The sequence below is a fragment of the Thermomicrobiales bacterium genome, from assembly GCA_023954495.1.
Lineage (GTDB): Bacteria > Chloroflexota > Chloroflexia > Thermomicrobiales > CFX8 > JAMLIA01.
Window position 1 is genome coordinate 79,999 of sequence record JAMLIA010000002.1, and the last position, 11,788, is coordinate 91,786.

General features: G+C 62.3%; 10 protein-coding genes. 4 read left to right on the forward strand and 6 right to left on the reverse strand.

All coding sequences use genetic code 11. The annotated features are described in order from the left end of the window. Window positions 1-30 precede the first annotated feature (30 nt). A complete protein-coding gene (locus tag M9890_00745) occupies window positions 31-2,541 on the forward strand; it encodes a M14 family metallopeptidase (GenBank protein MCO5175499.1) in 2,511 nt (836 codons plus the stop codon). Here the strand turns inward: M9890_00745 and M9890_00750 are convergent, their stop codons facing one another. Then, window positions 2,542-3,006: a nucleoside deaminase gene (locus M9890_00750; protein MCO5175500.1), complete on the reverse strand. Its 465-nt coding sequence runs from the start codon at window positions 3,004-3,006 to the stop codon at window positions 2,542-2,544. A gap of 206 nt (window positions 3,007-3,212) precedes the next feature. Between M9890_00750 and M9890_00755 the strand changes: the two genes are divergently transcribed. Next, on the forward strand, window positions 3,213-6,092 hold the full coding sequence (locus M9890_00755) for an aconitate hydratase (GenBank protein ID MCO5175501.1): 2,880 nt from the start codon (window positions 3,213-3,215) through the stop codon (window positions 6,090-6,092). 93 nt (window positions 6,093-6,185) lie between these two features. Here the strand turns inward: M9890_00755 and M9890_00760 are convergent, their stop codons facing one another. Further along, on the reverse strand, window positions 6,186-6,563 hold the full coding sequence (locus M9890_00760) for a RidA family protein (GenBank protein MCO5175502.1): 378 nt from the start codon (window positions 6,561-6,563) through the stop codon (window positions 6,186-6,188). Window positions 6,564-6,701: 138 nt separating this feature from the next. On the opposite strand from M9890_00760, the gene M9890_00765 reads away from it, so the two are divergent. Then, entirely contained in the window at window positions 6,702-7,040 is a 339-nt protein-coding gene (locus tag M9890_00765) for a metal-sensitive transcriptional regulator (protein ID MCO5175503.1), read from the forward strand. Here the strand turns inward: M9890_00765 and M9890_00770 are convergent. The 4 genes from M9890_00770 to M9890_00785 form a co-directional block, all read right to left on the reverse strand. After that, window positions 6,938-7,846 (reverse strand): hypothetical protein, encoded by a 909-nt coding sequence (locus tag M9890_00770; protein ID MCO5175504.1) that lies wholly within the window; start codon window positions 7,844-7,846, stop codon window positions 6,938-6,940. The two genes, M9890_00765 and M9890_00770, sit on opposite strands and share 103 nt — an antisense overlap. Continuing rightward, window positions 7,815-8,435 (reverse strand): RNA polymerase sigma factor, encoded by a 621-nt coding sequence (locus M9890_00775; GenBank protein MCO5175505.1) that lies wholly within the window; start codon window positions 8,433-8,435, stop codon window positions 7,815-7,817. The genes M9890_00770 and M9890_00775 overlap by 32 nt, the downstream gene beginning before the upstream one ends. Window positions 8,436-8,485: 50 nt before the next feature. Then, the gene (locus tag M9890_00780; GenBank protein ID MCO5175506.1) at window positions 8,486-9,823 is read right to left on the reverse strand and encodes an MFS transporter; all 1,338 of its coding nucleotides are present in this window, start codon (window positions 9,821-9,823) and stop codon (window positions 8,486-8,488) included. 222 nt (window positions 9,824-10,045) lie between these two features. Then, window positions 10,046-10,354, reverse strand: coding sequence for a hypothetical protein (locus M9890_00785; GenBank protein MCO5175507.1), 309 nt, complete (start codon window positions 10,352-10,354; stop codon window positions 10,046-10,048). A gap of 192 nt (window positions 10,355-10,546) precedes the next feature. Here M9890_00785 and M9890_00790 point away from each other — a divergent pair. Then, on the forward strand, window positions 10,547-11,788 hold a 1,242-nt coding region (locus M9890_00790; GenBank protein MCO5175508.1), incomplete at its 3' end, for a L,D-transpeptidase.

Consider the following 11,788-nt stretch of genomic DNA (forward strand, 5'->3'; position numbering starts at 1 on the left):
ACACTGAGGACTGGCACGGAAGGATTGCGCGTGAGCGACGGAGTGCAGATGCCGACACCGGAGTCGGTGTTGGGATATCAGATGGGAACCCCGCGACGACTGCCGGACTGGGGCGAGATCGTTGATTTCTTCGAACAGTTGGCGGCGGCGTCGGATCGCATCGTTGTCGAGCGGCTGGGCGAGTCCACGCAGGGGCGACCGTACATCGCGGTCTACGTCTCGGCTGCCGAGAACCTGGCGCGCCGTGACGAGCTACGCGGCACGCTGAACCAACTGTATGACCCGCGCGGACGCGATGCGGGTGACGACGAATCGTTGGTTGAGTCCGGCAAGGTGACGGCGTTTCTGCTCTGCACCCAGCACTCCAACGAAATCGGCGCGGCGCTCATGACCCTGGAGCTGGCCAGCGATCTGGCGGCAGCCGACGACCCGGACAGTCTTGAAGTGCTGGACAACGTCATCACGGTCATCATCCCCTCACACAACCCGGACGGGCACCAGATGATCGTCGAGTGGTATCGGCAGTGGCTCGGCACGGAGTACGAAGGCCAGTCGATGCCGTGGCTCTATCACCACTACGTCGGCCACGACAACAATCGTGACTGGTTCATGCTGACTCAGGTGGAATCGCGCCTGTACGCCGACCTCCACAATCGCGAGCGGCCACAACTCGTCTTCGACATGCACCAGATGGGTCGCGATGGCGCACGCTTCATGGTGCCACCATTTATCGATCCGCTCGACCCGAACCAGGACCCGGTCATCCAGCAGGGCTTTGGCGATCTCGGCACGGCCATCGCCACGCGCCTGACGGCGGCCGGCAAGAGTGGTGTTGGGACGAACATCATCTTCGACAACTACTCGCCATCGCTCGCCTACGGCAACTACCACGGCAGCGTCGATATCCTCTCTGAGGCCGCTAGCTGTCGGTTGGCGACACCGGTGGACGTGCCCGAAGACAAGCTGAAGGCTGAAGGTGGGTTCGATCCGAAGGTGCGCACATGGAATCATCCGCTGCCGTGGAAGGGCGGCGAATGGACGCTGCGCGACATTGTTGAGTACGACAAGCTAGCCGCCCTCGCCTTCCTGGAGCACGCGGCGCGAAACCGGCGGCAGTGGCTGCGCAACTACGCCGGGATCATGCGACGAATGGTCGAGCGTGAGAACGGGCCTTACGCGTTCCTCGTTCCGGCCGAGCAGCACGATCCCGGTGCAGCTTACGACCTGCTTGAGACGCTGCGTCGTGGCGACGTCGAGATTGAGCAGGCGACTGCGGACTTCGCCGCAGACGGCGTTCGCTATCCCGCAGGCACGACCGTCATTCGCTTGGCGCAACCGGCCGGAAACTTCGTCAAGACGCTGCTGGAGATGCAGAGCTATCCCGACCTGCGGCGCTGGCCCGATGGCCCTCCGCTGCCGCCCTATGACATCGCCGGTCACACGTTGCCGCTGCAGATGGGTGTGCAGGCGGTCCAGGTCGATGCGCAGTTTGAGGTTGCACTTGAGCCGTCCGATGTCCGCGCTCCCGAAGGGCAGGTTTCTGGGCAGGGGCAGTACGGTTGGCACTTCTCGGCGAAGCGCAACGGATCGGTGCGCGCGCTGTATCGGCTGCTGGCCAATAGCGCCAGTGTCTATCGCCTGATCGAGCGTCATGGCAGGTTGGCGGCGGGCACCTACCTCGTTCGCGACGTTGAACAGGCGTACGTCGAAGCCGTGGCACGCGAGACGGGTGTCGATCTCGTTGGCATTGACACGCCGATCGAGGTGCAGGTAGTGCGGCAGTCGCTACCGAGGCTGGGCATCTACCAGTCCTGGAAGCCATCGATCGATGAGGGCTGGCTGCGCTGGATTTTCGATGACTACGGCATCCCCTACGAAACGCTGCACAACGCGGACATTCGTCAGGGCGGGCTGTCGGAGCGCTTCGACGTGATCCTCCTGCCGGAGCAGTCGGCGAAGGACATGTTCGAGGGCAATCCCGAGAAGAACCAGTATCAGGAGCCGTATCCGCCGGAGTATGTCGGCGGACTGGGAAGGGTCGGCGCGGATGCACTTGCTGCGTTCGCCGAGCAAGGCGGCACGCTCGTCGCGCTCGACGCTGCCTCGCGCTTTGTCATGCACCACATCCATCCTCCGGTGCGCAACGTGGTCGAGGGGCTGAGCAACGAGGAGTTCTACTGCCCCGGATCGTTGCTTCGCATCCTGGTGGATACGAACCACCCGCTTGGCTGGGGCATGAAGCGGCAGGAAGTCGCGCTCTTCATCAAGAGTCCGGTGTTCACCGGCACGCGGGGCGACGAGGCGCGGCTGGTGGCGCGCTATCCCGAGTACGAACCCAACCTGAGCGGCTGGATCCTCGGGGCAGACAAGCTGGCCGGCAAGGGTGCGCTGGCCGAGGTGGCAGTCGGCGAAGGCCGCGCGATCCTGTTCGGATTCCGGCCACAGTTCCGTGGCCAGTCGCGCGGCAGCTATCGATTCCTGTTCAACGCCATTGCTCGCGGCGGACAGGGCGAACCGGAGCAGATCACCTTCGGCGCGTAATCACGCACCCTGATGGACGGCCAGGGCTTCGTCCTCCAGGAACGGGCCGGTGACCTCGACGGGATGAGACCCGCGCGCCATCACTTCGGCACACGACAGCTGGAGTGATGGCGCGCTCCCGTCACCCCGCTCGGCCCGTAAGCGTTCGGCGTTGATGCCGAACACGACCCGGCGGATGTTGGCCATGAAGATCGCAGCCGAGCACATCGGGCACGGTTCAGTGCTGGCGTACATCGTGCAGGTCGACAGTGTCTCCGGGTCGAGCGCGCGGGTCGCGAGCCGCACGACGTGCGTCTCGGCATGGCCAGTCACGTCGCCGTCGTCTGCAACGGTGTTCTCACCGGTGAAGAGGATCTGCCCCTCTGCATCGACGAGCAGCGCGCCGAACGGGCGGTTCCCGTGGCTCGCGGCTGCGCGGGCCACATCGAATGCTTGTCGCATCATCTGTTGATCGAGTTCGCTCACGTCGGTTCCTCCTGACTCACGGATGCTTGTGACAATAGGACTGACGGGCCAGTCAGCCATAACTGGTCTGGTCCGTAGTACCATAGCCGTAGGGGAATTCGCCTGTCCACAAATGCAGTTATGTATAGTGACAGGGGCTCGGAAGAAGTTGAGGTGACGCGCCCAGCGGGGCACGAGCAAACTGAGCCGGTGAGGAGCTGATACACATGGCTGAACGACATGACCCATTCAACGCACGCGCCACGCTTGAGTATTCGGGCGGAACGCTGCAGTACTACCGGCTCGACGCGCTGAGTGAGTTTGGCGATATCGCTCGACTCCCGCTGACCGTCAAGATCCTGCTTGAGAACGTCCTGCGCAACTGCGGGACGGAAAGCTTCGACGAGAGCGACGTGCAGTCTCTGGCGAGCTGGAAGCCTGGCAATCGCGGTGACGGCGAGTTGCCTTTCCTTCCCGCGCGAGTTCTCCTGCAGGACTACACAGGCGTTCCGGCTGTCGTTGATCTGGCCGCGATGCGGTCCGCGATGGCGAGGCTGGGCGGAGATCCTTCCAAGGTTAACCCGTTGCTGCCTGCAGACCTGGTGATCGATCACTCCGTCACCGTCGATGCGTTCGGCTCGACGCTGGCCTTCGAGCGCAACGTTGAATACGAGTACAAGCGCAATAAGGAACGCTACGCTGTCCTGCGCTGGGCGGCGCAGTCATTCGACGGCTTGCGCATCGTCCCGCCGGGCACCGGCATCTGCCACCAGGTGAACCTCGAATACCTGTCTCGTGTCGTCCAGGCACGCGAGATCGATGGCGAGATAGTGGCGTTCCCGGACACCTGCGTCGGCACCGACTCGCACACCCCGATGGTCAATGGCCTCGGCGTGCTTGCCTGGGGTGTCGGTGGCATTGAGGCCGAGGGCGCGATGCTGGGGCAGCCGATTTTCATGCTGCCACCGAGCGTCGTCGGAGTCCGGCTCGTCGGTGAGCTTCCTGAAGGCGCGACCGCGACCGACCTGGTGCTGACAATCACGCAGATGCTGCGCAAGCATGGTGTCGTTGGACGCTTTGTCGAGTATTTCGGCACTGGCCTTTCCAAGCTGCCGCTGGCCGACCGCGCGACGATCGGCAACATGTCGCCCGAATACGGCGCGACCTGTGGCCTGTTCCCGGTTGATGATGAGACGCTGCGCTACATGCGTATGACCGGTCGACCCGAGGAGCTTGTCGATCTGGTCGAGCGCTACACCAGGGCGCAGGGGATGTTCCGCACCGACGACTCGCCGGAGCCGGTCTTCGACGAGGTGCTGGAGCTCGATCTGGCAACTGTTGAGCCGAGCCTGGCCGGACCGCGCCGGCCGCAGGATCGCGTCTCGATCGCCGGGCTGAGCGACGCGCTGCGCGAAGCGTTCGGTAACCAGATGGTCGCCAAGCGAACCGTTGATCACGAAGACGCCAGCGAGATCGCGGCCACTGCTGCCGTCGCTGATTCGTTCCCTGCCAGCGATCCACTGCCGGCCCAGGATGAGAATCCGGGCGGTGAAGACGCAGATTCAATGGCGCTCGGCAGGCCGTCCACTCGCCAGCGAGCGCCGGGTGTGGAGTCACCCGCCGAGGGCGTCGTCGCCAGCCCGTCCGAGACCGTGCAGATTCCGCAGGACGCGAACGGCACCGACGTGCGACATGGTTCGGTCGTCATCGCCGCGATCACGAGCTGCACCAACACTTCCAATCCGTCGGTCATGCTGGCCGCCGGACTGGTTGCCAAGAAGGCGGTCGAACGCGGACTGAGCGTCGCCCATTCGGTCAAGACCAGCCTCGCTCCGGGCTCGCGCGCTGTCGCCGACTACTACGACAATGCCGGGCTGACTGAGTATCTTGAGAAGCTCGGGTTCTACATCGTTGGCTACGGGTGCACGACCTGCATCGGCAACAGTGGCCCGTTGGTGCCGGAAGTCGCGCAGCAGGTCGACGAAAACGATCTCGTCGTTGCGTCAGTCCTGAGCGGCAACCGCAACTTCGAAGGTCGCATCCACCCGCAGGTGCGCGCAAGCTTCCTCGCATCGCCACCGCTTGTTGTCGCGTACGCGCTGGCCGGCACGGTCGATATTGATCTCACGACCCAGCCGCTTGGCATTGGCTCGGATGGTACCCCAGTCTTCCTGCGCGACATCTGGCCGAGCCAGACCGAGGTACGCGACGCCGTGGAATCGGCGGTGACTTCGGACGTGTTCGCACGTAACTACGCGCACGTCTTTGACGGCGACGAAGCATGGCGTTCGCTCGAAGTTCCTTCAGGAGAGTTGTACGCGTGGGATAACGAGTCAACCTACATCCAGGAGCCACCGTACTTCGACAACCTGCAAATGGAGCCGTCGCCCACGCAGGACATCCAGAACGCGCGCGTGCTGCTCCAGCTCGGCGACTCGATCACGACCGACCACATTTCGCCGGCTGGCTCGATCAACCCGAAGAGCCCGGCAGGTGAGTATCTGATCCTGAACGATGTTGGGCTGTTCGACTTCAACTCGTATGGCGCTCGCCGCGGCAACCACGAAGTGATGATGCGCGGCACGTTCGCGAACGTCCGCTTGCGCAACGAGCTCGTCCCCGGCAAGGAAGGCTGGTGGACCAAGTATCTGCCGACCGGCGAGGAGATGGCGGTCTACGATGCCGCGCACATGTACCAGCAGGATGGCACTCCGTTGATCGTCGTGGCTGGCAAGGAGTATGGCTCTGGCTCTTCGCGGGACTGGGCTGCGAAGGGTCCGCAGCTGCTCGGCATCCGTGCCGTCATCGCAGAGTCGTATGAGCGCATTCACCGGAGCAATCTGGTGATGATGGGCATCTTGCCGCTGCAGTTCAAGGCGGGTGACAGCCGCCAGTCGCTCGGACTGGATGGCACCGAGGTGTTCGACATCCCTGGCATCGCCGCCGGGCTGCGCCCCGGACAGTCGCTCTCAGTCACGGCACGACGCGGTGACGGAACCGCGATCACCTTCGACGCAACCGTGCGAATCGACACCGAGATCGAGTGGGAGTACTACCGCCACGGCGGTATCCTGCCGATGGTGCTCCGACGTCTCGCAGAAGCGTAAGGACAATTTCGTTCGATGCATTGAGCCCAGGCATATCGCCTGGGCTCAATCGTTTGCACCCGAATGATGACGCTCACTGGTGGCGGGCGATCGTCAGTCCTTGGACGGGATACCGACAATCATTTCGATCTCGACGCGCATCGACGGATTGGCCAGCTTGGCCTCGATCGTCGAGCGGGCCGGCTTGTCCTCGCTCAGGTAGCTGCGGTAGACCGCATTGAACTCCTGGAAGTCGTTGATGTCGGACAGGAAGCAGGTCGCCTTCAACGCGTTATCGATGCTCGTGCCGGCTTCTTCCATAATCAGCATGAGCTTTTCCATGATCTGCTGCGTCTGCCCCGCCGTGTCGAGCGACGTATCGTCGGCAACCTGGCCAGAAGTGAAAAGCAGGTTGCCCCAGATCGTCGCCACCGAATACGGGCTCGTCGGAACCGGCAGCTTGTCCGACCGGAGAATCTCGCGTTGTGTCATTGTGTCCTACCATTTCCTATATGAAACGTGTGCGGCCACTTTGCCGCTACTCCGATTCTAGCCGCTCTTCGGGTCTGAATGGCAACGGATACCCCTTGGGGGTATAATCACGGCAGCGAAAGGCTGAGAACTATGTCAATGAAACTGATTCCACCTGACGAGAACCCGGAAGTTGAGCAGGCAAGCGAGCACGATCATCACGCCTCGTATGCTGCCGACAAAGCCAAGATCCTCGCCCGATTGCGCAGGATGGAGGGCCAGGTGCGCGGTGTTCAGCGCATGATCGAAGAGGATAAGTATTGCGTCGACGTGTTGACGCAGATCTCCTCGATCATTGCTGCCTCACGCGCCGTTGGCATGCTGGTTCTGGAGGATCACATACGCGGCTGTGTCGTGAACGCCGATGAAAAGGACACCGAGGTCGTCCTGACGGAACTCACCGATGCGATCGAGCGCTTCTCGCGTTCCGTCGGATGATTGCCTGACTCGTCGCCTACTGGTCCGAGTTGCTGCGCGATCTGTATGACTGCATCGCGCGGCAGCATCGACTCGATGCGGTAGGTGACATCCCCGGCGGTCCAGAGCAGCACATTGCCCGCCAGCCGCATGTCCTCCTGATGGAATGAGCCGTCCGGCGCGGTGTAGACAAACGCATGCGGACTGCCGGCGATCCAGTACCCGACTTCGCCCCGTACCTCCACAACCTCCATCGTCGTCCCCTCGTCCAGGAACTTGCGGATGAAGCTGTCAGTCGTTGAGCCCTGCAGTTCGCTGATGAGTAACCCAACGCCGCTGTCGCCGACCTCGGGGAGTGTTGCTGTTGGGTGAAATGCGAAACTCACCTGCGTACCCCAGTCAGGACTCAGCACGTATACATCTGGCGTACCAAGCGATTGCGGCGGGGCCGAAATGGCAAAGCCGGCGCGTTCCTGCGCGTCGCCGAGCATCACGTGCTCGCCAAGCTGCAACGTGCTGCCGGCCGGGGCGCGCTGCGACTCACGCGAGATCTCGATGCCAGGTACACCGAGGCGGTCGGCCACTGTCTCTCGTGCTGACGGCCATGCCGCGATTCCACCGAGTGCGATCGCGAAGACGAGCAATGCGGCGACGGCCAGACGCCGTGGCTGCCAGCGGGAGCGCCGTGGATGGCGGTGCATGGCAATCTCACGCCCGACAACTTCGGAAATATGTGTGGCATCTGGCCACTCGATCTGATCGCCAAGATCACGAAGGATCTGCTCAAGGTCGGCGTCAGCGTTCATGGCGGTTGACCACTGCGTCATGCGTGCTCTCCAAAGAGTCTCGGCCGTCCGGCGAAGTCATCTGCTCCCGTAGCCGCCTGAGCGCGCGCGACAGTCGCGACTTTACCGTGCCCTTCGGACAACCGGCGAGCTCGGCTGTTTCCGCCTCAGACAGGCCGAGCATGTAGCGGCACACGACGACGAGGCGTTCGTCGTCGTTCAAGTCGTCTACTGCGGCCAGCACGACGCGCCTCGTGTCCTGCGCGACGGCGATGTCTTCAGCGGATGGCTCTGTCGTGACGGTTAATGTCGCGCGGTTGACTCGCGAGGCGAGGCGCTCGCGCCGCGAATCGCTGCGACGTCGATTGCGCGCTTCGTTCCCGGCGATGCGCAAGATCCATGGGCGAAACGGGCTACCGGAGCGGAAGCGGTCAATTGCAAGCCAGGCTTTGATGAATGCTTCCTGCGCGGCATCGTCGGCATCGGCGCGCGAACCGGTGATCAGCCAGGCGGTGCGGAGCACGACGTCCTGATAGCGGCGCACGATCTCTTCCCACGCCGCGACATCGCCAGATTTTGCGCGCTCAAGGAGCGCCGTTTCGTCCGTCGGCTGCTCGTCAACGATCTTCATCTGCTTCATATACACCAGTCACGCGCATTGGGTTCGCGGACACTGGCGGATCAGCGAATGAAGCGATACGACGGATGCACGATGCCGACGACAGCGATGATCGCTGCCAGCAGGAGCGCGCCGATACCGATCGTGAGTGGCGCGGTGAAGGCATCCGAGAGCGCGCCATACGGAACAACTGCAAGCGGCATTGCCGAGAACGTGAGCATGTAGACGCTCATCACCCGACCATGATAGGCAGGATCGCAGTTGTTCATGACCAGCGTGCTGTTCAGCGCTTGATACCCGGACGAAACGAAGCCGATGATCAGGAGTGTCCCGAGCCCGATGTGAAACGACTCGCTGAAGGCGAAGACAGCCAATGAGAGACCGAACGCGATGCCCAGACCCATCTGAAGCAGACCCTTGCGCTGGAATGCCGTCAACCCCGCGATCGTCAGCGAGCCGGCAAGCGCGCCGATGCCATTGAACGTGAGCAGCAGGCCGAGTGCGCTTGGCCCGACGTTGAAGACATCTTCGGCGAAGACTGGCATCAGTTGCTGGTACGGCATACCGAGAAGCACCGGCACAAACGCCAGCGTCAGCAGCGTCGAGACGACGCCATTGCCGCGGATGTATCGCAGACCCTCGCGGAGCGAATCTATTGGCGGCGGACGCTGCGTACCGAGCGGCACGCCGCGATCGTTGATGCGAAGCAGGCTGATGACGACGTAGCCGTACATCGCCGCCATGATGACATAGACGCCCCCAGCACCGATGAACGGCACAGCGATGAGCGCGCCGGCGATTGACGGCCCGATGACACGACAGAAGTTCATGCCGGCGTTGTTCAGCGCGACAGCGTTCATCAGCCGGTCGCGGCTGACGAGCTGGCCGATGAATGCCTGCCGCGAGGGCATGTTGAAAGCGAATCCGGTGCCTTGAATGGCTGCGACTGCCATGAGATGCCAGATCTGAACGACACCGGTCAGGACGAGAATTGCGTTGAGGACGGCGGCAACGCCGATGAGTGTCTGTGTGAGCAGCAAGACATTGCGTTTCGGGAATCGGTCGGCAACGACACCGCCCACAAGGCCGAGCAACAACATTGGAATGCCGGAGCCAAGTGAAACGAACCCGACCGAAGCCGCCGAGCCGGAGATGTCGAACGCGACATAGCCAGTTGTGATCATGCCCATTTGCATGGCCATGGTGCCGGGCAGCATGCCCAGCCAGAGGTTACGAAAGCCCTCCTGGTCAAGCGCCAGGAACGGCTTCTTCCAGGAAGCAACGTTGTCGAGAGCAGGATCCTTCAGGGGCGGCACAGGTTCGTTGCGTGTCGTCGCTGGGGCGGGTCCGGCTGTGTCGGTGATGGCGTGTGCTGACGAGCTGGCTCGATCAACCGTCACTAAATGGGTACCTCGTTCCGATCACCAGCCTCACCAGCGTGAGTACCGGATTGCGTCGTTGATTGATGAATGGCGACAATACGCGACCGAGCTGAATTGCGCAACCCTTGATTTATCGCGGAGCGATCCATCTTCAATGACGTCATGGTTTGGTCACTCAACGACGAAGCCCGCTGGCACGCAGTGCCTCGCAGAGAACGGCTGGCGGCGGCAAGCGCCCGATTACGACATCACGTGGACAATCGAGTAGATGCCCATGAAGGCCATGGCCGCGCCGATAGCGCAGCGTGCAACACGACCGCTTGGGTGCGAGATGCCGCGCCAGATAGTCATCGCTCCATAGCCAGCGCCCGCCAGCCCAACAATCCAGGTGAGCGCCTTCAGGACTGTCTTGGCCCAGTCCCCGGTCAGATCGCGGGTCGTGATTGCGACAACGAAGATGAGGAAGAGGCCGAGTGTTTCAGCAACAGCCGCGAGAATCTCCTCGCGCTGAATACCGGTTGATGCCTCGCCCGTTGATAGCCTCTGCATGTACCATCCCTTTGAGCATGATGTGACCGCGCCATCGCGCGCCACCCAGCGAGTCCGAGATCAATTCTAGCGGCTCCCTCGATGCGGGTTGTCATCGATGGAACGAGTGTGCCTCTCGGGCGTTATGACAGTAGGTACGTTCGCGGGCTACTTGCGGCACGGCAGGTAGCGTTGGAACTTTGGGGGTAGTTCGTGCGGGCAGCACTTCCGTATCGCGCGTTCGCGAGATTCGCCGTGGCGGCGATGATCGTTTTCACGGTTTTTGCCGGTGTTGTGACACCACAATCTGCAGCAGCCGAGGACACTCCAGCGCAGCTTCCAGTCACTGCGCAGGGAATGGCGGCGAAGGCGTATTTCCCGCCGACCAGTCACACGCTCTCCGGCTCTCTGCTGACCTCCTGGATGGATACCGGCTTGATGATCATCGGCTATCCGATCTCTGAGCCGGTGCAGGAGAAGGGCCGAACAGTCCAGTACTTCGAGCGATCGCGCCTTGAGGTCTGGCCAGAGAACGCCGGCACGAAGTGGGAAGTGCAGGGAACGCTGCTGGGCACCTGGCTGGCTGAGCAGCGCTACGGCAAGAATCGCAACAATCCTGCGTTCACGCCGCTGCCCGCAGGCTCGACGAGTGACAACCCGGATCGCGTCATCTTCCCCGAAACAATGCACTCGTTGGCGTACTCCTTCAAGAATTACTGGGATCAGAACGGCGGCCTGTGGCAGTTCGGATTTCCGATTTCGGAAGAGTTTCAGGAAGACGGCTTCACTGTCCAGTACTTCGAGCGCGCGCGTTTTGAGTGGCACCCGGAATTTGCTGGAACGCAGTACGAGGTACTGCTGGGGCTGCTTGGCAACGACTACGCCAAGGAGTTGAAGATCCCGACGACTCCGGTCGCGCAGCCGGCCGACGCGCTCATCTATGACGCGGGCGTATTCAACCCGCAGATCGCCAATGCGTTCCGCAACGGAACCGGCATGTGGTGGGCACGAGTGTCAACCGACGCCGTCTCGATCCGTACAGCGCCGCGCGCCGACGCGCCGGCGATGGACGTCGTCTACAATCGTCGGCCGATCCCGATTCACGCGGTTGTCAAGGGTGATGTTCGTGAGGGCAGTGACGCCTGGTACCTGACCGACAACTATGGCTACGTGCCAGCGGTCTACGTGTCGCCGCTGGTCCTCAATGCGCCGCCGCAGACATTCAGTGGGCACTGGGTGGACGTGAACCTCAGCCAGTTTTATGCGGTTGCCTACAGCGGCAATACGCCGACGTATGTCGCGATCATCGCTGCGGGGCGAGACGGGAAGACGCCAGTCGGCGTGTTCAATGTCCAGTATCAGGTGCGTTCCGAGATCATGGATTCGGCAACGGTCGGCATTCCGCACGGGTCGCCGGGCTGGTACTACCTGGAGAATGTCGAATACACCCAGTAC

Bases quoted from the DNA above. Each gene is read 5' to 3' on its own strand.
- M9890_00755 (MCO5175501.1), top strand. From the start codon at position 3,213: ATGGCTGAACGACATGACCCATTCAACGCACGCGCCACGCTTGAGTAT.
- M9890_00760 (MCO5175502.1), bottom strand. From the start codon at position 6,563: ATGACACAACGCGAGATTCTCCGGTCGGACAAGCTGCCGGTTCCGACG.
- M9890_00765 (MCO5175503.1), top strand. From the start codon at position 6,702: ATGAAACTGATTCCACCTGACGAGAACCCGGAAGTTGAGCAGGCAAGC.
- M9890_00770 (MCO5175504.1), bottom strand. From the start codon at position 7,846: ATGACGCAGTGGTCAACCGCCATGAACGCTGACGCCGACCTTGAGCAG.
- M9890_00775 (MCO5175505.1), bottom strand. From the start codon at position 8,435: ATGAAGATCGTTGACGAGCAGCCGACGGACGAAACGGCGCTCCTTGAG.
- M9890_00785 (MCO5175507.1), bottom strand. From the start codon at position 10,354: ATGCAGAGGCTATCAACGGGCGAGGCATCAACCGGTATTCAGCGCGAG.